At 68.2% G+C, this 21,281-nt stretch carries 18 protein-coding genes and 3 pseudogenes; 8 read left to right on the forward strand and 13 right to left on the reverse strand.

Features of this window, described 5'->3' with window-relative positions:
- The first annotated feature begins 700 nt into the window (after positions 1–700).
- The gene (locus LE548_RS43035; RefSeq protein ID WP_225102502.1) at positions 701–2,566 is read left to right on the forward strand and encodes a serine/threonine-protein kinase; all 1,866 of its coding nucleotides are present in this window, start codon (positions 701–703) and stop codon (positions 2,564–2,566) included.
- 92 nt (positions 2,567–2,658) lie between these two features.
- On the opposite strand, the gene LE548_RS43040 is transcribed toward LE548_RS43035, so the two are convergent.
- Complete coding sequence (locus LE548_RS43040; RefSeq protein WP_225102503.1) at positions 2,659–3,000, reverse strand: transposase; 342 nt, start codon at positions 2,998–3,000, stop codon at positions 2,659–2,661.
- Here LE548_RS43040 and LE548_RS43045 point away from each other — a divergent pair.
- Positions 2,926–3,318, forward strand: a pseudogene (locus LE548_RS43045) (tyrosine-type recombinase/integrase); the annotation flags it as partial. The gene LE548_RS43040 and the pseudogene LE548_RS43045 sit on opposite strands and share 75 nt — an antisense overlap.
- A 1,155-nt stretch (positions 3,319–4,473) precedes the next feature.
- Entirely contained in the window at positions 4,474–4,872 is a 399-nt protein-coding gene (locus LE548_RS43050) for a hypothetical protein (RefSeq protein WP_225102504.1), read from the forward strand.
- Positions 4,873–4,937: 65 nt separating this feature from the next.
- On the opposite strand, the gene LE548_RS43055 is transcribed toward LE548_RS43050, so the two are convergent.
- The 3 genes from LE548_RS43055 to LE548_RS43065 all read right to left on the reverse strand — a co-directional run bounded on the left by LE548_RS43055 (position 4,938) and on the right by LE548_RS43065 (position 7,556).
- The gene (locus LE548_RS43055) at positions 4,938–5,417 is read right to left on the reverse strand and encodes a hypothetical protein (RefSeq protein WP_225102505.1); all 480 of its coding nucleotides are present in this window, start codon (positions 5,415–5,417) and stop codon (positions 4,938–4,940) included.
- Between the two features lie 267 nt (positions 5,418–5,684).
- Positions 5,685–6,182: a hypothetical protein gene (locus LE548_RS43060; protein WP_225102506.1), complete on the reverse strand. Its 498-nt coding sequence runs from the start codon at positions 6,180–6,182 to the stop codon at positions 5,685–5,687.
- A 630-nt stretch (positions 6,183–6,812) separates the two neighbouring features.
- Positions 6,813–7,556 (reverse strand): SDR family oxidoreductase, encoded by a 744-nt coding sequence (locus LE548_RS43065; protein ID WP_225102507.1) that lies wholly within the window; start codon positions 7,554–7,556, stop codon positions 6,813–6,815.
- A 104-nt stretch (positions 7,557–7,660) separates the two neighbouring features.
- On the opposite strand from LE548_RS43065, the gene LE548_RS43070 reads away from it, so the two are divergent.
- Complete coding sequence (locus LE548_RS43070) at positions 7,661–8,509, forward strand: LysR family transcriptional regulator (protein ID WP_225102508.1); 849 nt, start codon at positions 7,661–7,663, stop codon at positions 8,507–8,509.
- A gap of 646 nt (positions 8,510–9,155) precedes the next feature.
- On the opposite strand, the gene LE548_RS43075 is transcribed toward LE548_RS43070, so the two are convergent.
- The gene (locus LE548_RS43075) at positions 9,156–9,578 is read right to left on the reverse strand and encodes a monooxygenase family protein (RefSeq protein ID WP_225102509.1); all 423 of its coding nucleotides are present in this window, start codon (positions 9,576–9,578) and stop codon (positions 9,156–9,158) included.
- Between the two features lie 95 nt (positions 9,579–9,673).
- Between LE548_RS43075 and LE548_RS43080 the strand changes: the two genes are divergently transcribed.
- Entirely contained in the window at positions 9,674–10,318 is a 645-nt protein-coding gene (locus tag LE548_RS43080) for a MerR family transcriptional regulator (protein WP_225102510.1), read from the forward strand.
- 140 nt (positions 10,319–10,458) lie between these two features.
- Here the strand turns inward: LE548_RS43080 and LE548_RS43085 are convergent, their stop codons facing one another.
- The 3 genes from LE548_RS43085 to LE548_RS43095 all read right to left on the reverse strand — a co-directional run bounded on the left by LE548_RS43085 (position 10,459) and on the right by LE548_RS43095 (position 12,319).
- Positions 10,459–10,941 carry a hypothetical protein gene (locus tag LE548_RS43085; RefSeq protein ID WP_225102511.1) on the reverse strand — a complete coding sequence of 161 codons (483 nt, stop codon included), beginning with the start codon at positions 10,939–10,941 and terminating at the stop codon, positions 10,459–10,461.
- A 193-nt stretch (positions 10,942–11,134) separates the two neighbouring features.
- Complete coding sequence (locus tag LE548_RS43090) at positions 11,135–11,386, reverse strand: hypothetical protein (protein WP_225102512.1); 252 nt, start codon at positions 11,384–11,386, stop codon at positions 11,135–11,137.
- 540 nt (positions 11,387–11,926) lie between these two features.
- Positions 11,927–12,319: a helix-turn-helix domain-containing protein gene (locus LE548_RS43095; protein ID WP_225102513.1), complete on the reverse strand. Its 393-nt coding sequence runs from the start codon at positions 12,317–12,319 to the stop codon at positions 11,927–11,929.
- Positions 12,320–12,430: 111 nt separating this feature from the next.
- On the opposite strand from LE548_RS43095, the gene LE548_RS43100 reads away from it, so the two are divergent.
- Complete coding sequence (locus LE548_RS43100; protein WP_225102514.1) at positions 12,431–12,805, forward strand: VOC family protein; 375 nt, start codon at positions 12,431–12,433, stop codon at positions 12,803–12,805.
- Between the two features lie 105 nt (positions 12,806–12,910).
- Here the strand turns inward: LE548_RS43100 and LE548_RS43105 are convergent, their stop codons facing one another.
- From LE548_RS43105 to LE548_RS46870, 4 genes and pseudogenes are all read right to left on the reverse strand, one after another.
- Positions 12,911–13,309, reverse strand: a complete 399-nt coding sequence (locus LE548_RS43105; RefSeq protein ID WP_225102515.1) for a hypothetical protein — start codon at positions 13,307–13,309, stop codon at positions 12,911–12,913.
- Positions 13,306–14,154: pseudogene (locus tag LE548_RS43110) on the reverse strand (IS5 family transposase). Before LE548_RS43110 ends, LE548_RS43105 begins: the two are co-directional and overlap by 4 nt.
- 580 nt (positions 14,155–14,734) lie before the next feature.
- On the reverse strand, positions 14,735–15,619 hold the full coding sequence (locus LE548_RS43115) for an ISL3 family transposase (protein ID WP_225102516.1): 885 nt from the start codon (positions 15,617–15,619) through the stop codon (positions 14,735–14,737).
- 132 nt (positions 15,620–15,751) lie between these two features.
- Positions 15,752–16,168, reverse strand: a pseudogene (locus LE548_RS46870) (transposase); the annotation flags it as partial.
- A gap of 780 nt (positions 16,169–16,948) precedes the next feature.
- On the opposite strand from LE548_RS46870, the gene LE548_RS43125 reads away from it, so the two are divergent.
- Together LE548_RS43125 and LE548_RS43130 are read left to right on the forward strand one after the other, a co-directional pair.
- Positions 16,949–17,908, forward strand: coding sequence for a hypothetical protein (locus LE548_RS43125; RefSeq protein WP_225102517.1), 960 nt, complete (start codon positions 16,949–16,951; stop codon positions 17,906–17,908).
- Positions 17,909–18,228: 320 nt separating this feature from the next.
- Complete coding sequence (locus tag LE548_RS43130; protein WP_225102518.1) at positions 18,229–19,872, forward strand: IS1182 family transposase; 1,644 nt, start codon at positions 18,229–18,231, stop codon at positions 19,870–19,872.
- A 289-nt stretch (positions 19,873–20,161) separates the two neighbouring features.
- On the opposite strand, the gene LE548_RS43135 is transcribed toward LE548_RS43130, so the two are convergent.
- Positions 20,162–21,019: an NAD(P)H-binding protein gene (locus tag LE548_RS43135; protein ID WP_225102519.1), complete on the reverse strand. Its 858-nt coding sequence runs from the start codon at positions 21,017–21,019 to the stop codon at positions 20,162–20,164.
- Between the last annotated feature and the right edge of the window lie 262 nt (positions 21,020–21,281).

Consider the following 21,281-nt stretch of genomic DNA (forward strand, 5'->3'; position numbering starts at 1 on the left):
GTCTCACGGAGACCGCCCCTCGATCGTGCGACAACGCCGCAGGTAGTGACAGCGGCGGGCGACTGCTTGGCGTCGGCGCCGCCAGTTCGACCGGCTCAGCGCGTGGTGTCGTCCGCGGTGTCCGCTCAGGTGCGGCGGCCGGGCACGACAAGCTACCAGCAGGAGGCGGCCGAGCGAACCGTCACACCTATCCCGAGGCCGCCGAGCGGCTTCGGGTCAGCGAGCGGTGACTGCGGCGGAATATCAGCAGGTTGCCACACAGCAAGAAGGGGCGCGTGGTGACCTTCTCGGACACGGACCTGGACGCGTTGCGCCCGCTGCCACTGCGTTCCTCCCGGCGGCGTTCTGCCTGAAGGTTGGATAGTCCGAACCACCAGGCGGGCACGTCGCGACTCGCGGGCGCGGTCGGGTCGTCGCTGGCGCAGCGCCGCTGTACGCGCCCCCGAAGCCCGCAACCTGGTGCACAGGCCGAACGCGTCGCGATAGCGGCCGCAGCGTTCCATCTCTATGGCGGCGATCCCGCACGAGAAAACGAGGTGCGGGTAGGGGAATCCACTGCCGGTGCGGTGATGGGGCCGCCGGGGCGGGGGCGAACTCGTCAGCGCGCTATCAGATCCGCCAATTAGCCACTCCCGCAAGCGCTTACCGTCGTCATGATGTGACCCTGCGTGGGGAGACGTGTCAGACCTTGGGGGGTCTTATGGAGACTTTGCGTGCGCTGGGGGTGGGAGACCCCGACCGGGTGGGGCCCTACCGGGTAGTGGCCCGGCTGGGGGCCGGCGGCATGGGGCGGGTCTTTCTTGCCCGCTCGAAGGGAGGCCGGGCGGTCGCAGTGAAGGTCGTACGGTCCGAGCTCGCCGAGGACCGCGAGTTCCGGCAGCGGTTCGCACGAGAGGTCGCTGCTGCCCGCCGGGTGAACGGTGTGTTCACGGCTGGCGTGGTGGACGCGGACCCGGAGGCGGACCCTCCGTGGCTGGCCACCGCCTATGTGCCGGGTATCTCGCTGGACACCGCCGTCGTCCGGCACGGGGCCTGGCAAGCAGGCCAGGTGGCGGCGCTGGCGGCCGGGCTCGCCGAGGCGCTGGAGGCGATCCACGCAGCCGGGCTCGTGCACCGCGATCTGAAGCCGTCGAACGTGCTGCTCGCCGCCGACGGTCCCCGCGTCATCGACTTCGGCATCTCGACGGCGACTGAGGCGAGTGCGATCACCCGTACCGGGGTGGTGATCGGAACACCCGGGTTCATGTCGCCGGAGCAGCTCACCGGCGAACCCGTCGGACCGGCGAGCGACGTGTTCGCGCTGGGCGCGGTCCTCGCGTTCACCGCGTCGGGCTCCGGTCCCTTCGGTACCGGGTCGGCACAGGGTCTGATGTACCGCATCGTCCACGGCGAGCCCGACCTGGACGCGGTGCCCGAGAAGGTACGCGGGTTGGTCGCGCGCTGCCTGGCCAAGCCCCCCGAGGACCGGCCGTCCGTGGACGCTCTCCTCTCGGAACTCACGGACGCGGCGGGCGCGGCACATACGACGCTCTTGTTCACGAGCGCGTCCTGGCTCCCCCCGACGGTGGCCTCGACGGTCAGGGAAGCCTGGGACTGGGCAGGAGAGGGGGAGGCGGCGACTGTGCCAGAAACGCCCTCGGCTGGGACCCCGCCCGAAACGCACGGGGCCGCGGACGGCGGGCATCCGCCGGTCAGTACGCCGCCACATCCGGGACCCGTCGCTTCCTCCACTCCGGCCCACCAGGCGCCCACCATGACAGGACCGGTTCTCGCGACCCCACCGCCCGCTTATACGCCCACCGCGTTGGTGTCGGACGCGGCGGGGAGCGGTGCGGGGGCGAACACTCCTCCGCCCGGAACCTCGCTGCCCGGCATGCTGCCGACTCCGGTGCCGGGGAAGCCCGGCGGACCCTCCGGGGGCTCCTCCCGCAGACGTCGCGTGGCCGTAATCGGCTCCGTTCTCGCCACGGTGCTGGCGATCGGGCTAGTGGCGTGGCAGGCGGACGCCCTGCGCGGCATTTACAGGTCCGGCTCGGACTCCCGGAACTCGTCCTCGGGCTCGTCGCCCTACTACGACAGCCCGACCCCGTTGGACAGCCCGTCCTCACCCGCCAGCACTCCGATCGACAACACCCCGACCTCACCCGCCAGCACCCCGGTCGACAACACCCCGACCTCACCCGCCAGCACCCCGGTCGGCAGCAGCCCGTCCTCGCCCGTCGCGAACGTGAGCGGGCTGACAGGCCAGTGGAACGGCAGCTATGTGTGCAACCAGGGCATCACGGGCCTGGTGCTCACTATCGAGGAGCACGACGACGGCACTGCGGACGCCGTGTTCGCGTTCTATCCGGCGCCTTCCAACCCCCAGGTGCCACGCGGCTCATTCGCGATGGCGGGCACCGTCCAGAACGGTGTGCTGACACTGCGGGCCACGCATTGGATCAACCAGCCGCCGGGCTATCTGACAGTCGACCTCCAGGGCTCCTACGACACGTCCACGCCGAACCACCTAGACGGTCGCGTCTACGGCTCGAACTGCACGACATTTTCGGCGGACCGTTCCTGATCAACTGCTCTGGGTAACCGGAATGCCATGGCCAATCGCCCACTCAACGGGGTCTCACGCCCGCGCTGGCGCTCGGGCCGGGTCCACGTCAGCTACTTCACCCACAAGGCCACCAATCGCTTGCACACATCACGTTCCATCTCCAGCTCGCGGATGCGCTTGTCCGTCTCCCTGGCCTCGGCCCGCAGCCGCTCCAGCTCCGCCCGCTCACTCTCCCGCAGTCGGCCACCCGACGGCTCGGCCACCGGCCGGTCCGACGACGGTGACCCGTTACGCCGAGCCCGCGACACCCAACTGTGCAGCGTCCCGGGATGGATGCCCAGATCCTCGGCCACCTCCGGGACCGGCTTCCCGGTCTGCAGGCCCACGAGAAGGTGAAACCCGGCGCGGGCTGGGTGGACAACGGCCACGTCTTCACCCGGCCCGATGGCCATCCCATCGAGCCCGCCACCCTCACCCGCCACTTCAACGCGCTCCTCCGCCGCGCCCACCTCCGCCAGATCCGCTCCCACTACCTGAGGCACTCGACCGCGACCCTCCTCCTGGAACAGGGCGTCGAACTCGTCGTCATCAAGGAACTCCTCGGGCACGCACACATCGGCGTCACGGCCACCGTCTACGCCCACGTCCGCCTCCGCCTCCAGCGCCAGGCAATCGACCTCCTCGGCCGCACCCTCGGCAAGCCCTCCGAGGCCACCACCGGTCCTGACGACAGCTACAACCCACCGCTTTGTGCAATAGCCGTCCGCTGACGTTGCCGTCAACTACTGCCGTCAAGACGGCCAAACGCCCCGCCGGAAACAACTCCGGCGGGGCGTCCGCGTCATTGGGGAAACCTGCCGCCTTACGTCCCTCGACGAACACCAAATGATGGGCGGCCGTATCCCAAAGCACTGGAACCGGCCTCAGCGACAACACCTCGACGCGAAAGTGCCATGTATCCCAGATTATCCAATGTCACTCCATGCTCGCTGGAGCACCTCGGCCACCTGTGGATCAACTCCGAGGTGCTGTCCGTGACAGCCGCCGAGCAGTTTCTGGTGGTCGGATGCATGTGCGGCACATTGGCGTTGCGGTGCGGCGACTCTCTGGTCCCTTGAAACCACGATCTGCTGCGATCCCCGGTCCGACCGCCTGCGCCGAGGAATACCTGATCGCTGGGCAGTCGAGCAGCGGGCGTACCCTGTCCGAATCGGCTGGGCGACCGGGAGCGCCATGGTCTGGTTGACGGGCGGAATCGACTTCCACAGCCGCTCCCGAGCCGTGGTCCTCGGGAACGAGGGTCCGTGGGGCCGAAGCACGGAGTGTGTCCCACCACACCTGCGTGCGGCCCGCCCTCGGGGTGAGGTCCCAGAGGGGGCGGTTCCGTCGACGGCGGCGCCGGCAACCTGATTGCGGTCGGGTTGAAGGCGGGGCATTCGATCATGTTCTGGTGACCGGTCAAGGTCGCGATGGGCTGGTAGTCGGCCGTGTTCCAGGTATGGATGGTGGAGTCCCGGCCAGCTGCGGCCCGAAGGATGCCGACGCGGTTGTACACGGCGGCGCGCACCTTGGCGGTGAACTCCGCCAGGATGCACACCAGATGAGGCGGTTGCCGCGCATGTCCCAGATCCTGACCTTGCGGTCGTCGCCGGCGATCACAGCCGAGTGCAGGCCCCGCCCTCCGGAGGTACCGGGCTGCCGCCAGCGCGGAGCCGTCAACCGCGCTTGAAGGCAGGACCGTGCCGCGCTCACTACTGGCGGGCACGGGCACATGTGGCTGCGCGCTTCAGCTGGCGGATTGCGCCGACCGGATCACGCGGTGGCCTGTCGGTCCCCGGCTGTACGCGGCCGGGAGGAAGCGTGCGGGGCAGACAACGGCGCCCCGGCTCTTGGCCGTTGGGCGCGGATCGTGAGATCGTCCGCAGGTGACCGACGCTGCTGGGGAAACGATTTCGGCACGACCCGACGACCGCACCGCGTCCATTTTGCGCTTCGCGGTGGAACTCGTCGCCTGGGTGGCGACTCCCTGGGCGCTGGCCGACCACTCGTGGCTGCTTGCCGCCCTGTCCGTGGTGCTCCTGATCGGCCTTCCCACGTGCTTCTCCACCCCGGGTGACAAGGTGAACGTGATCATCGCAGTACCGGGCTGGGTCACAATCCTTCTGGTGCTTCTCCAGCTCGCCGCGGCCGTGGCTTCCTCGTGGCTGGCCTGGCCTGCATGGGCGGCCGGCCCCGTGACCCTGATGGCCGTCATCACCCTCGTCACGGAGCGTCGACGCTGGCGGTGGCTGGCCTCCGCCGAACCACCCCGTCACCTGAGGTGATCAACCGCCATCTGAGCGCTCAGCCACACCTGTGACTGAGTGGCCCGGTTGGCCAGTTGAGCACCTCACCTGGCCACCGTGGGTTCCCGGTCGGCTCCGAGATCGAGGCGCATGGCGTCACGAAGTCGAGTGAGTGCAGCCTCGTACTCGGCGCGGCCACCCGAGTACGCCTCGTCCCCAGCGAGGGTGCCGGCCGCGGCGAGATCCCGCACGTCACGTAGTCGGCGAAAAGCGTCCTCGGAGGCGACGAATACGTTCGACGCGGCCGTGATCGACATCTGGTAGCGCACGCCGTAGCACGGAGCGAAGCTGTCGCGGGCGGAGCGCTCTCGTTCGATCGGGCCCACGGTCTGGTTGCGCGCCAGGCTACGGAAGTCGTTGCGGGCCTGGGAGAGGCACGCGAGGTACTCGCTGTACAGGAGACGTCGTGCGCTGATGAGGCGGTCATCCTGCTCCCGCCGCCAACTACTACGGTCGAGTAACGCGGCGGAAGCGGTCGCGATCAACGCGCCGACTACGGCACTGGCCAGCGTTGTCCAAGGCATGGCCAGAGGGTAGGACGGGTGCCAGCATGTCAAAAGCGTGCCGAACGCCGAACGCTCAGCCAGCCAACTCGACCGCTCACTGGCCCAGTCCGCCGTGCCCGCGAGCGCTGCGATCGCACCCTCCAATTGGATGCTCCGGCCAACTTCAAGGTCCCCCGTCCGCGAATCGCGGACGGGGGACCGGCTTCCCACGAACTCAACGTGGCGCAGACCGGGGGCCACTTCAGATCGGGACGTGCCCCCGGGGTCCGCCCCGTGCGACAGGCGTCAGCCGTCGACCGGTTCGAACCTCCAGTGCTGAGCAGGCGATCCGTCGGCGGGCTTCAGCTCGACGTGATTGTCGACCTCGGTCCACACCAAGTCCTGACCCGGCTTTTTGATGATGAAGACCCCGCCGCCTGCCCGCTCGACCGACCAGACCGAGGTGCCGGGGTCGAATTCCGAGGTGCCGAGCACCTGCCCGCCCCGGTCCGTGGCCCAAAAGCCAGTCCCGACGTCCCGGATGGCATACCCGTCCTCGTACCGAGTGACGTTCCACCTCTCGTAGATGGATGCGAAGCCCTGGTCGAGGACGATGCCCGTCGCGAACGGAGGCCGCGTCCCCCCGGGAGGGAAGTTCTTCGCCCAGTCGCCGGTCCCCTCATCGACGAGCCTGAAAGAAGGGCCAGCGGCACGCGCGCTGCTCGCCTGAGCCGGAGCACTGCCTGCCAGTCCCGCAGCCAACACGACCGCAGCCGCCACAAGGGCCTTACGACACTTCGACACACTCACTCCTGTGGGTTGTCTCGCAAGCCGCCCCGAGGGACGGCTCACAGCAATCGCCACGGCGTCTGCCTTCCTCGACGCGCGCCAAGAACTTCCCCGCGAGCCCAGAAAGCGTCCGCCTGATGTCACTCAGATCATTCGGGCCGAGACACACCGGGCCAAGACCACCCACACATGGCGTTGACGCCCATGTGTCCGAAACAGGGCCCGACACACCGCAGATTCCCCACCGACACCACGCTGTCTGGACAACCGGATGTCTGGATTGCACTTCCCCCGGCTGAGTGGTTTGCAGCAGCGCGGGCTGATCTCGTGCACTACGGCCTCTGAGCGCAGATGCGGCCAACTGAAGTACACAGCGGCCAACCGGCGCGCTCAGCCACCGTGCCCAGGCTCGATAGTTGTCACCGGCGGGGCCGAATGAGCTGGCAGAAGGGCCCAGCCGAAACAGCCTGGTTGTCACCTGGAAGGCAGGCTACTTGTCACAGACACTCGTGCCTTTCGATCCCCCACCTCGTGGTCCCCCGGCCGGCGGCTCGGGCCCGGCGGCCGTACCGACATGGCGTGACAGCGCCGGTCACGAGGACGCGCGTGCGCCATCTCCCCGGGGTGGCGCGAACCGGAAGCGCGTCACCAGGGCACCTCTCCCTCGTCGTCGAAGAAGCGGCCCGTCGGCCCGTCGTCCGGTACGGTGGCCAGCCGGATCGCTGCGGCTGCGCCCTGCTGAGGGGTGCGCACTCCCCGGAAGCCGTTGAGGTCGGTCGCCGTGAAGCCGGGGCAGACAGCGTTGATCAGAATGTGCGTGTCGGCCAGTTCCTTGGCGTACTGCACGGTAACTGCGTTGAGGAACGTCTTCGACGGAGCGTAGGCGACGGCGATGGGGCCCGTCTCGGCGCCGGGCGTGGTCTGGAGCGTGAGGGAGCCGACGCTGCTGGAGACGTTTACGATCCGCGGCGACGGCGAGCGGCGCAGCAGCGGCAGCAGGGCGTTGGTGACGCGGATGACGCCGATCACGTTGGTCTCCACGGCCGCCCGTACCCGGTTCACGTCGACCGTGGTGGGCTCCTGCGGTCCGCCGCCGGTGATCCCCGCATTGTTGATGAGCGCGTCGAGCCGCCCGGTCCGATCCTCCATCAGCCGAGCCGCTGCTGTCACGCTCGCGTCGTCGGTCACATCCAGCGGCACGCCGAACGCGTCGGCTCCGGCCGCGCGCAGCTTGTCCACAGCGGCCTCGCGCCGTTCCTCGTTCCGCGCGCCGATTCCGACGGACCAGCCGAGGGCGCCGAGCCCGGCGGCGATCTCGTACCCGATGCCCTTGTTGGCCCCGGTCACCAGCGCGACCTTGTGGTAGTTCACGGTGTTCGTCTCACTCATGACATCGATACTTCTCCCCCGCCGGGCAGGGCGTCCAAGACCGACTGGGTGGACGGCGATACCGCCCGGGTATCGATCCTGGCCGGCTCGGTTAGCCTGGCTGGGTGGAGACACGTGAGCTGCGGTACTTCGTCGCGGTCGCCGAAGAGCTGCACTTCGGCCGGGCCGCGCGGCGGCTCGGGATCGCCCAACCCCCGCTGTCGCGGGCGATCAGCGGGCTCGAACGGCGCCTGGGCACCCTCCTGCTGGAGCGCGGCAGCCGGGGTGTCGCCCTGACCGGGGCAGGGGCGGTGCTGCTGCGGGAGGCGCGGGCGGCGCTGGACGCCGTCGAGGCCGCCGAACGGCGCACCCGCCGGGCCGCCCTCGCCGCGACCGGCCGCCCCGCCGTGGTCCTGGCCGCGAAGGCGGGCGCCTCCGGTGAACTTCTTGCGAAACTGCTCGACGCCTACGCCGCCGAGCCCGGCGCCGTCACCGTGGACGTCGTGCTGTGCGGACCGGGCGAGCAGGCACGGTTGCTGCACGACGGCCGGGCCGACGTAGCCCTGCTGCATCGGCCATTCGACGACACGGCCGGCTTCGACACCGAGGACCTGCACACCGAGGGACAAGTCGCGATCCTCCCGGCGGGCCACCCTCTCAGCGCCCGCCCCCACGTGCGGCTCGCCGATGTCACCGACCTTCCCGACCTGCCCCTGCCCCGCTGGCCCCGCCCTGACGGCACCTTCCCGGACGGCCCCGGACCGCAGGTGCGCGACCACACGCAACTCACCCAACTCATCGCCCTCGGCCGCGCCTGCGCGGTCGTCCCGGAGTCAGGCCGCACCGGCCTGCGCGAGGACCTCACCGCCGTACCGGTCCCCGACGCCCCCCACGTCACCACGGTCATCGCCTGGCCCCCACACAGCCGCTCAACGGCGGTCGCGGGGCTGGTCCGCGCCGCCACTGCTCTGTGACCGACGGCGGTGAACGCCGGGACACCGTGCTGGCTTTCGGGGACAGCGTCCGGTCTCCCATCAGCTCCCGACACATCGCGCGGTACGAAGTGACTGGCCTGCACCGGCGTTGCCAAAACCGCGCCCCTGGCACAGCCAGGCTCCGACGCGAAGTGACAACACGCCTGCCTTGGTGACACCTATCGCGCCTCGGCTCAGCCACATGTGACTGAGCGCCTCAGTTGGCGAGTTGAGCAATCCGGACCATTAGGTGCGGGTCTAGGGCTTCACCTCGCGGATCGGCCAGCGGCACCGTCCACACCAGCGGATCCGTGGCTGTTCGTCGAAGTTCCGCTGTGCTGGAGTACTAGCCGCCGATGGCGGTCTCGATCTGCTCGAGCGCGCCCTGACAATCTACGGCACGGCGGGAGACACCCGCGAAGAGTCGGAGGCCTCACCGCCACCGGTGACATCGCGGTCGCAGCCGGTCGTCGGGGCGAGGCGCTGACCGTCTTCCCGCACTTCCCTTGACGCCGCCGGCTCGGTCGGCAGCCCCTTCATGGGGCCCGCGCGCTGATCGGCGCCTCGCACAGCATCCCGAACGATCCCGCCGCGGCCGCCGCCGGGCCCAGGAGCTCTACGCCCGCGCTGACTTGGCGGTGCGTCATCAACTCTGGCCGGCCGCGTGCCCTTGGGCCGCCTGTTGCGCGAGCAGTCGGCGCCTGGCGTCCTCCCAGGAGATCGGCAGTTCGGCGAGAGGGACCTCCCAGAAGGTGAAGACGGACTCCCGCATCGTGGCGCGCAGCTCCCGCATGACCGTCCGGTGCGGCTCGTCGGCGGCGTACGCGTTGAGGTGCTCTGTGCTCTCCCAGGCGGAGAGGGTCCAGAAGGTGCGCCGTAGCGGCTGGGCGACCAGCGAGGCGCCGAGGGCACCGCGCGCTTGGCGGACCTGCTTCCAGGCGGCGAGGGAGCGGAGGAAGAAGCGCGGCACGTCGCGCAGGCTGCGGACCTCCAGGCGAGAGGCCATCACGAGCGCAGCGGTGGTGCCGGGCTGGGGCTGATTCGGGGTCGTCCAAGGGATGGTGGGCATGGCCGTGGCCTTCCTGGATCGCTTCAGCACTTCGGATAGTTCCACTATCCATGATAGATAGTAGAGCTATCCATTGGCGAGGGGAAGCGAGCACGATGCGCATCTCGGAACTCAGCCGCCGGAGCGGGGTCTCCGTGCCCACGATCAAGTACTACATCCGGGAGGAGCTGCTCCCCGCCGGCCGGCTGACCTCGCCGAACCAGGCGGACTACGACGAGCAGCACCTGCGCCGGCTGCGGCTGATCCGGGCGCTGATCGGCGTGCGAGGACTCTCGGTGGAGGCGACGCGCCAGGTGCTGGGCGCGCTTGCGCAGCAGCAGGCCACCCCGCACCTCGTCCTCGGCCTGGCTCTCGGCGTGATCCCGCCCGCCGACCAGGCGGCGACGCCGGCCCAGGAAGTGCCCTTCCAGGAGCCGAGGGAGCAGGACCGTGCGGTGGAAGCGCTGGTGCGGGAGCTCGGCTGGCAGGTCTACAAGGGCTCCCCCGCACGCGCCATACTCGCCGATACCTTGGCGAGCCTGCAGGATTTCGGCGTCGCACACGACTGGACCGTCCTGCTGCCCTACGCGCGGCTCGCGGAGCAGACGGCCCGCCTCGATCTGGACGCGCTGGAAGGCGCGCCGGACCCGCTGGAGATGGCCGAGCGCGCCGTCGTTCTGACGACGCTGCTGGAACCGGCTCTGCTGGCGCTGCGCAGGCTGGCCCAGGAAGACCAGTCCGCGCGGCGCCATAGCGACTGACGCCGCGTCGCCGCGGCGAAGTCGCAGAGACGGGACCACTCCGCTCGATCGAGCACGCGACCAACGAAATCGAGGCTCACAGGCCGACCCTTTCACGCGCGCCGCCGGATCCCCTCGGCGTAGCGAGTACACTCGCCGCCTTATGCGGATCCGGGGTTTCGGCCACCGCGTTCTTGGCAGTCGAGGCCCCCGGTCTCCTCAATATGCTTGACGAAGGCCGCGGTGATCCGAGGGCGGGCGGCGTCGGGGACGAGCGCGCGTTCCAGGCCTTCCTCGATGCCCCATTCTGTGTTGAACATGACCGGAATGTCGGCTGGTGCCACGTTGTCCCGGAGCCACAGTGCAATGCGCGCTGCCAAGCGGGCGTTGCAGTCCAGTACGGACACACCCTCGGGTTCCAGGCTGGCAAAACCTTCCAGTGCCTCGTCGTCGAGAGTGATCCCGAAGATCATGGACGCCCCGCGGACCGGTCCGTCTCCCTCGTCGTCGACGCGGATGAACGTGTCTGGATTCCGCTCGCGCAGCCGCGCTTCCAGCCCCTCGAAGGTCAGTCCCCAGCTCTGCCCGGGAGGAGGGCTGAAAACGAACATGGTGCGCAGTTCCGCGACCTCTTCCGGCTCCATAGCGGTACTTCCTGTACGTGCGGGCCTGGCGTCTACACCAGGCGACGCCGACCCCGACCGGGGCGCGTACCTCCTGCTGCCGGCGGCGGCCGGGCACCTACCGGGGCGGGCCGACACAGCCGTGCTGCTGGAAGCTCTTCGATCCGGACCTGCACCTCGGCCCAAAGGTCTGGCGGCGCGGCCGGCTGTTCGATCAGAACCTTCCGGAGATCCCGGCTGCCCCAACCCCACCGAGCGCGATCAGCAGGATGAACGTGAATGCGTGCCACAGGAGTATCCGGCCGGACTCCGGGCCCGGGTTGCTCTGTTGGCGACTGTTCATCCGAGCCCACTCGGTCGGGTGCTCGGCCATGAACCTGCGGCGGACACGGCCGAGGCGACGCATCCAGAACATGAGGTTCCCGCAGATTGCGGTGAGCACGAGGATCCACCAGCCGATCAGCATGGGGGGGCAGCCTAACGGCGTGCCAGCTGCCGAGGGAGGCCCGACCTGATGCTGCGCATCGTCGCACTGCCGTTGGCGCCGTGGTGGTGGACCGGTGCCGAGTGCTTGCTGCCGCGTTCTGGGCCAAGGACCAGGCCCGTGGTCGCGGAACGCGCGGAGCGTGAGAAACCTTCACGAGCAGCCGCCTGGTCGACGGCCTGCGGCCGGCCGCGTAGTGCGCGTCCCACTCGTCTACTGCGACGACCGTGCGCATCTCAGAGGGCGGTTCGTGATTTTATGTCTGTTTCCAGGTGAGGTTGGGACAGGACTACTGGTCGATGGCCTTTTCGGTTACTGCTTCCTGGCGAAGCTGCCGGTGTCGATCTCGGTGAGGATGCCGAGCTTGGCCAGGCGTTTCAGCTTGGCGCGGGTGCCTTCGATGCTGGGGTGTGTGCCCTTCTTGCTGGCACGATGGCGGGTTTGGTCGAAATCGCGGCCGTAACTCCTGCTTCGCCACGGACCCGGCCATGACCGGTCCGACTGTTCCCACCTTCAGTCACGTCACACCGCACGGGCCGAGTCGAACCGGCGCCGAGCCTCCTCGATATGGTCCAGATAGGTGCGGGTCCAGGCGCACATACCGTTGACCGTGGTGCGCAGTGCCTGGCCGGCTTCGGTGAGGCGGTATTCGACACGTGGCGGCACCACCGGATGAACGGTCCTGTCGACCAGCCCGTCCCGTTCGAGGTGCCGCAGTGTCTGGGACAGCATCTTGTGACTGATGCCTCCGACCTGTGTCTGCAACTCGGTGAACCGCAGGGTGCGGTCAGCCAGGACGTTGATGAGCAACAACGCCCATTTGTTGGCCACGCCCGCGAAGACCTCACGGGCCAGCGAGTCGGCACGGGTGAGATCCGTGTCGGCCGGATCACGGGCGGGGCGCTTGGTTACCACGAGGTGCCTCTCTCACGGAAAGGTGCGTTCTTCCAGTTCGGAGCATACTCTCCTACGGTTAGTCCGTATCTGCTGGAGACTAAGGCAGCCTGAACGGACCCTGGAGCAACGATGATCCTCAAGACGTACGCCCGCCTTTGGGCCGACGACCTGAGCGCGGCCCTCCCCCTGCTGGAGCGCCTGACGGGAACGCGTGCGGACTTGCACTTCGCCTTCGATGAGATCGAGCTCGCCGCCATCGGTGACTTCCTGGTCATCGCCGGACCTGCCGAGGAACGCGCTCGGTATGCCCACGCCACGGCCACAGTGATTGTCTCCGACCTGGACCAGGCGCGCGCGGCACTGGACGAGGCAGGCGCCGAGATCACAACGGAGGAGGCAACCAGCGCAACCGGCCGCTTCCTCTACGCCCGTCATCGGGGCGGAGTGGAGGCCGAGTACGTCGAATGGAAGCCGGACGTGCGGCGTCAGGTACTCGGCGCGTAGGTGTCGGCCGCCTCCTTCGGAGAGAAATGCTCAGTGGGCGGGTCGTGAGGTGATGTCCGTTTCTGGTTGAGGTGGGAGCAAGGCCGCTGGTGGAGGTTGTGTCGGCTATTGCTTCCTGACGAAGTTGCCGGTGTCGGCCTCGGTGAGGATGCCGAGTTTGACGAGGCGTTTCAGCTTGGCACGGGTGCCTTCGATGTTCTTCGGCAGCAGTTCGTGGCCGAGGGCTTCGCAGACGTCCTTGGCCCGTAGCGGTCCGGTCGCGTGGTTGAAGGCGGCGAGGATGCGGGGGTAGTCCGGGTGCTCGGGCAGCTCCGGCGGGGAGGCGGGGAGCCGGTCGGCGAGGCCGGTGACGGTCTTGCGGGTGATCGTGAGGTGCTCCAGATGCGTCTCGGCCTCCCGCAACCGGGTCTGCAGGTCGTCGATCTGTGCGCGGAGGTCGTCGGCCAGGGCCCGGGCGGCGTCCTCTTGCAGGTTCAGAGCATCGAGCAGGGGCTGGATGTTCACGCTGCCGCCGTCTGCGCCGCGCGCCAGGTGGGGACGCTATCGCCGGTGAGGCGTCGGGTCATGACGTGGGTCATCGCCCAGTAGACGCGGGAGGCGGAGGAGGAGGGGCGGTGCTCGTAGTCGCGGACCAGGCGCCGGTGCAGTATCAGGATCCCGTAGGTCTGCTCGACCCTCCCCCGCTTCGGCTGCGGAACAAACCCCGTCTCCTGCGGGTTGCGTTCGACGAACTCGACGTCGATTCCCAGGCCGGCGCCGTGCGCGACGACCTGGTTCTTGAAGCCCTTGTCGACCAGTGCTTTGCGGACGGTTCCGCCGGTGTGCTCGGCGACCTGGTCCAGCAGGACGATGCCCGCGGCGTTGTCGTGGGTGTTCGCGGCGAGGACGACGACCGCGATGACCAGGCCGAGGACGTCCACGGCCAGTCCGCGTTTGCGGCCGGGCACCCGCTTGGCGGGATCGTGGCCGGTCGTGGTGGTGGGGACCCCGGCGGCCGCATGGACACTCTGGGTGTCCAGGACCACCAGGGTCGGGTCCTCTCATCGTCGGGCGCGTTCACGGACCTGGCAGCGCAGGAGTTCATGGATGACCTGGTCGGTTCCGTCGTCCCGCCAGGCGGCGAAGTAGTAGTACGTCGCGCTCTTCTGCGGCAGGTCGTGCGGGAGACAGGCCCACTGGCAGCCGGTCCGCCCCTGGTCGAGAATCGCGTTCACGATCTCCCGCATGTCGTGGGCGCCCTGGTGGCCGCTGACCGAGCGGTGCCGGTCCTTCCACGCGATGATCACCGGCTCGATCAACGACCACTGCTCGTCCGATAAGTCACTCGGATACGGCTTGCGTTCACTCACCCGATCACATCACCAGATCAACAACCGCGGACCGGCAGATTCCGCCCTGCCGCCACACCATCAGGCGACAGCAGGTCGACTCAAAGACTCACGAACCGCCCGCTGAGGCCGCGAGTTGGTCGAGTCAGGCCGGCAGCGGGACGGCGTCGCGGGCATCGAGCATGGCCGCGAACTGCCTCACCAGTGTGTGGGTTTGGTCGAGCTCCGGACAGTGTTCAAGCAGCCGACGGAGTGCCTCGGTGGCGTGCAGTCCGCGCCAAGGCGGTGTGATGGTGATCCACCGGGCGACCTGGCGGGGCGATGGTGGCCGCTCGCGCGGTGTGTCGATCGGCAGACCGCGCCGTAGTGGCGCGATCGCCATCTTGACCCGTTGGTAGTGGCCGCGGTAGCCCCTTGGCGGCAATCTCCTGGTGCAGCACGGTGGCGGCGTGCTCGCCTTCCTCCCACCGCTGCCTCAGATACTCCAGATAAGGGTCGAGGCTCGTGGACCGGCGCGGCGGAGTGCGCCGTACGCACTCCTGCCAGCAGGCAGCGCGTGCGTACTTGGCCACGGTGCGGCGGTTCAAGCCGAGTTCGCGGGCTATCGCGCTGAGACTGCGGGCCGTGCCGGTGTATCCCTGGACGGTCTCGAACAGTCGCTTCGCGTGACGGCCGGCGGGAGTGTCGGCCGCCTCGCGCAGTTCGTCCGACGGCGGTGGGCCGGTTCAGGCTCAGGTACTGCGGCGGCCAGGCAGTCGCGGTGGGCCGCGGCGATGTCCGAGACCCGCTTCGACAGCCCCTGCCACAGGTGAAAACGGTCGCTGACCTGCACCGCGTCAGGGGCTCCCTCGGTGATGCCCTGCCAGTAGACCAGCGAGCCGTCCCGGCACACCACCTCGACGCCGGGATGCGCACGCAGCCAGGAGGCCAGCTGGTCGGCATCGCGCCCGGCCCACAACTCGATCGGCAGCCGTGTGTCGGCATCCACGAGCAGCGTGCCGTAGACGTCCGCGTACAACGCGAAGTCGTCCACGCCCAGCACCCGCGGTGTCGCGACCGGCGGAAGTCCCATGCGCATCAACTGGAACAGCACACTCGTCCGCGACAACGGCGTCTTCAAAATGCGCAGAAGCCGGGCCCCGCCACGGCCGGCGAGCAGCACCCCGGCCATCTCGACCAGATGCTGCAGCAGCGGACTGCGACGCTGATAGCGCACCGTCAGCCCCTCCGCCTGCTCGGCAAACGTCCGCCGACCGCAGTCCGCACTGTCACAGAACAACCGCCGCACCATCAGACTGATCAGCACCGGGCGGCCACCGGCAGCGACATCGGCCAGCGTGCGGGAGTATCGGCTGTGCACCCGCGCCGACGCGCACCGGCAATCCGGACACGCCATCATCAACTCACGGGTACGGGCAGCAATGCGGACCACACCACCCGACAACCACACTCGTTCCACCCGCACCACATCCAGGTGCGGCGACATAATTCGTCCGAGGTCATCACACTCGCCGAAGGTCCCGCTACCCGTGACGGAGCGTCACCGGCGCACGGTGGCATACCCCGGCTTCACGAAAGCCTTGCCAGGGCCACTTCAGCTCGTACGCCGACAGCAGGTGTCCCAGCGCAGGCGAGCCAGGACGATGGCGTAGAGGGCAGAGTTGGCTTGGCGGTCGCCACCGCGGTTGAGCCTTCGGCGCTGGGTCTTGCCTGAGGACGCCTCGACCGGGCTGACGCCGCAGAGCGCGGCGAAGGATGCCTCACTGCCCATCCGGTCGGGATTGTCGCCGGCTGCTATCAGCAGCGCGGCCGCGGTGTCCGGGCCGACGCCATAGCGGCCCAAAAACTTTGGTGCGCGGACAGTGATCGCAGCGGTGATCCTTGCGGTGAGGTCGTTGATCTCTTCGGTGAGGTGCTGGATCCGTCTGGCCAGCAGCCGAAGGGTGTGGCGGACGGCGGCTGCCGGGGCCGTGCCGTCTGCCGATTCCAGTTCGGAGCACTTGCGAATGAGCTTCGGGTTGCTCAGGCCGGTCAGCCGTCCTAGCTTGACCAGTTCGTCGTAGCGTTCCCGGGACACGCTGCCGATCATCGCGGGCATCCGGACACCACCCCCACGGGCCCAGGTGCGGCACCCCATCCATCCCGCCAACTCGCCCTGGAAGACCGTCACTTCGCACCATCCGACACCTCAGGCCGTCGGGAAGGGGCGTGCGGCCCCGGCGCGCAGAGCGGACCTATGCCCGCCGGACGCGCGGCCTCACACCCTGCCCGGCCAAGTGCGCCGCCTGTGCCAGGCCCGTCTGCGGCAGCGGGGAGAGCAGTACACGGCCGAGGCAGGACGGTCGACGCCGACCGTCCACGACGTCCCGCACTCCGGGCAGGTGGCCGTCACACCGGCCTGCACCGCCTCGGTCCTCGCCCGCGTCCGCCGCATCTGCCGCCAGTGCCTGGAGCGGCAGCCCGAAGAGCAGAACACCGCCGCACCTTCGCTGACGGCACCAGCGGACCACCACACCCACGACACAGCCGCGGACCGGAGTCGTCGTCAGCTACCACGACCAGCCTCAACCGGGAACGCCGTCCCTTCCCATACGGGCACCGTATGGCAGGCGAGCGAACGCGCAACACCGTCCACACCACTGACGCGCACAGAAAGCCGACTCAACTTGTCACGCGCTCTCCGCAGCCTGTCAGCGCAGATGTTCAGATTCGGTGGCTGCTGCGCAATGGGGCCCTCCTCTGATGTCAAGCCCCGAACCTCCGGGACATGACGCGGCAGGGCGGGGACAGGCGTACTGGAGACACGAGCCCCGAAATGGATGCCCTGCCGAGATTCATTTTCGACATTGAAAGGAAGAGCGAAATGATTGACGTTCAGAGGCCGTGGTCCTGGTGCAGCCGGTGCCAAGGATTCTTCTTCATAGGCAACGCCCCCAATCTGGGGAACTGTCCCAGCGCGGAGGGATTCCGCGCCGGCCATGACGGATCCGCCAGTACCGACTACGTGCTCGCCGAAGACAATCCAGGCCATCCGGGATTTGAGGGGAATTGGCATTTCTGCAAGAAATGCCAGCAGCTATTCTGGGCCGGTAGGCCTTCCAACTTCTGCCCTGCGGGTGGATCGCACATTGCCGGCGGCACGCAATACATGGTATCCAAGGCCCATAGCGGCCCATGGCTGCCCGGTCAGACCAATTGGTTCCGGTGTTCGACATGCGCCGCGATGTTCTTCGCCGGTACCACTAACCCGGAGAACCAGGGTGTGTGCCCGGGAAGAAATGGCCGCCCGCATATCATCGACAACGATCCCAATGACCCCTACTCCATGCTCCTGGACCCCCATAATACGCCGTTTGAAGGCAACCGCCTCATAGTGTTCAACTCGATCCTGACAACGTCGAACTGGACATCTGCGGGTACCATTCCCATGAAGAGCTGGCCCGCGGCGGCCACGCACCTTGGGCCAGCCCGCCCGGAAGACAACAATATCGTTCTCCAGGGCGCCAGCCCCAGTCCCAACGGAAACCCCTTCGGCGAAATCGGATTCCACGCCTTCCTTATCAATCGCGACGTCCACGTATCTTGGTACGCTCAAGAAATGTCGGACGAGATCGAAGACGAGCAGACGGGAGAAGACACCATCGTCGAGAACGGGGGGAGGCTATGGTCGGGCATTCAAGTTCGCAACCACGACCCCATCGATGCCGACTGGACGGACATGGAATTCTACGTCCTGAACAGGGCGGACCAAGCATGGTTCAGCCTGCCAGGATGACTGGCGTGCCTCCGGGTCGCTGCCGCAAAGCTCCAGCGCTTCGGCGCCCGCTGAGCAGAGTGCGTATCGGCCCTGAGGCAGGATCAGCCTCGGAGAGGCCCCAACAGCCACAAGGACGCACTCGCGCCCTCCGAGCCCCAGCCAACTTGTCATGATGGGTTCAGGTACAGGCACCTTGACTCTGTCGGTGATCTTGGAGTTTCCCGGTGCGACGGCGTGATCAGCAGGCATGCTCGGGGCCGTTCCGCAGTCCGATGCAATTGTCGAGGTGCTCGTTGTCGCTCCGTCCCCGTTCCGGTGAGCAAGTCCCGTCTCTGACCGTGCAGATCGCGCGGGCGAGCAACCCGGGTGGTACGACGGCGATGTGGGTGAGAGACCGCCTCGACGGGCTGTGGCACGACGAGGACTTCGCGGGCTGGTACCCGCGCGATGGACGCCCCGGTCTCTCGCCCGCCCAGCTGGCCACCGTCTGTGTGCTGCAATTCCTGCTCGGCCTGTCGGACCGGCAGGCAGCGGAAGCGGTCCGTTGCCGCATCGATTTCAAGTACGCCCTGGCCATGGAACTGGACGACCCCGGCTTCCACCACAGTGTGTTGGCCGATTTCCGCGAGCGCCTCACCCAGGACGACCGCGCTGACCGTCTACTCGACCTCGCGCTCGCCCGTCTGAAAGAGGCCGGACTCGTACGCGATCGCACTACGCAGCGCACCGATTCCACCCATGTTCTGGCCGCAGTGCGCGACTTGACCCGGCTGGAGCTGGTCACTGAGGCGGTTCGTGCCGCGCTGGAAGAAGTGGCCCGCGCGGCCGGGCGTCTGCTGGTCGGCTTGGTCGACGAGGAGTGGGGGCGGCGCTACGGCCGTCCGGTCCGTCTCGGCAAGAACCCCACCCGGCCCAAGACCAGGATCCTCGCGACCGGCGACGACGCCTGCCGGCTGCTGGAGCGCCTCCACCGGCACGGACTGGGCTGCCAGTCCGGCCCGCAGGCCGAGGCCCTGCGTCAGATCATGGCGCAGAACTACTACCGTGACGCGGGAGGCCGCTTGCACTGGCGCACCGCCAAGGACGGCGGGCTGCCACCCTCATCAGGGATGATCGTCTCTCCCTACGACACCACCGCTCGCTACGTTCGCCATGGGCACATCATCCGCTGGAAGGGGTTCGCTGCCCACCTCACCGAGACGTGCGCCCCCGGCAGCGTCAACGTGATCACGGATGTGGCCACCACCTCGGCCGCCACGAGCGACGCCCAGGTGCTGCCTGGCCTCCACGCCCGGCTGGCGCGGCGTGGGCTGCTGCCCGCCGAGCACCTGGTCGACGGCGGCTACACCTCGCTGGTCCATCTGGAACGAGCCGCACGCGAACACCAGGTCACCGTCAGCGGACCGCTGACGGTCAACCCCACCCGCCAGCACCGCCTGGGCGAGGGCTTCGGCCGGGACGACTTTCACATTGACTTCGCCCGCCAGCAGGTCACCTGCCCGAACGGCCAGGTCAGCGCCGGCTGGCACGGCCCCTACCCGACCTCCGAGCTCGCCGGCGCACCCTTGATCGTCGCCCGGTTCACCAAGAGCCAGTGCCAGCCCTGCCCGGACAAGCCGCGGTGCACCAAGGCGCCCGCCAGGAACGTGGGTTTCCCGCCGCGAGAACTCCGCGAGCTCCAGGTCCGCGTCCGCGCCGAGCAGCAGACGCCCGAGTGGAAGGCCCGCTACGCGGTCCGCTCCGGAGTCGAGGGCACCGTCAACGAGTTCGCCCACGGACACGGATTGCGCCGCTGCCGTTACAGAGGACAGCCGAAGGCACACCTGCAGCACGTCCTCACGGCCATCGCCGTCAACATCGAACGACTCAGCGGTCAGCCAGCACCCGAGCCGCCCTCACCAAGACCTCCGACCGCCTTCCAAACCTACCTGGACCAGCACGGGATCCCACAGTCCAAGTCCTGGCGCACACTCGGCACCTGACCCTCTCCGCCAAGATCACCGACAGAGTCAAGTCCAGCTTGACGTTTATGGTCCGGCATCGAACGCGACTAGAACTTGATCAGCGTTTTCGCAGTTCAGCGGAGATGAAGGCGGCCTGCGTCTGATCCTTTGCTCCGTCACAGAGTGGATCTGCGCGAAGGCCGTGTCGTGATGTCCTGTGTCATCGGACCTTGACCGGTTGCCACTGATCCTTGACCAACGCCAGTTTGTGACAGCGAAGGTCGACCGCTGCAGGCCACCGAGCTGGGGGTTCAGCGGCCGTGGGTCCTCAGCCGAAGTCCTTTGCGTGGTCGCGGGCCCACTGCTCAAAGCTGTGGCCAGGTCGGTCCAGCACACGCCGCACGGTCGGCGTACACGGCGACCCGCCGGTCGCGGCCAAGGCGAGGAACTGCAAGATCGCCTCGACAGTGGCCGGGTTGGAGAAGCGACCGTAGTGCGCGCGGGCCTGGTCCGGGGATAGTTCCTCGATACGCAGGGTCCTGCCGATTACCTGCCCGATCTGCTCCACCTGGCGGCGCTGCGAAATCAGTTCGGGTCCTGTCAGCACGGCTGCGGTCGACAGATCGGTCGCCACCGCAGCCTCAGCGCCGACGCCCAGTGCCGTGACCGCGACGGCGGCGACATCGCGTTCGTGGACCGGCGCCGTCACGGCGTCGGGGTGGACCAGCCGCACCGTGCCGCTCGACCCGATCGACTCCGCCCAGCGCAGGCTGTTACTTGCCAGGACCAAAGGCCGCACCGGTGTCCAGGGCAGGCCGGCGGCTGACAGCGCGTCCTCTACCGCACGATGCTCCTGGGCGATCGCGTTGTGCTCCATGCCCGGCAGCAGAACACTGCCGGAGGAGAGCAGCACGACACGTTCAAGGCCCGCCTCGGCGGCCACCGCGGCGAAGCCTTCGGCATGGGCCGCCGAGGCGTACAGAAACACCCTGCACACGCCGTCGAGTGCGGGGCGCAGCGTGTCGGGCCGGGTGAGGTCGGCGGTCACGACTTCGGCCGCGGCCGGCAGATCGACACCAGCCCGCGGGTCGCGCACCGAGGCACGAACTGGTTCGCCGACAGCGAGCAGCTGGTCGACGACATGGCGACCGACGCCACCTCGGGCTCCGATGACCAGTGTGGTCATAATGTGCTTCCTCTCGCAAGATCAGCCCCGGCGAGGGTGAGCACAGGCATGTCAGCGATCCGCAAGACGACCAGGAGCCGGTCATAGTCGGCTGTCGTGCAGGGCGGTGCCACAGGGCGCTCAACCTCGACCGGATGCGTTCCGGTACTCGCGCCCAAAGGCCACCGCGGTGACTGGCGAAGCGTTGGTCACGTCCGCGGGAGTGGTGTATCGACGGCCACTCGGTGATCTCTTCTTTGAGGCTATGCGGTGAGTTCCGTCG

Source organism: Streptomyces sp. CoH27 (assembly GCF_020181035.1).
GTDB classification, from domain to species: Bacteria; Actinomycetota; Actinomycetes; order Streptomycetales; family Streptomycetaceae; genus Streptomyces; species Streptomyces camelliae.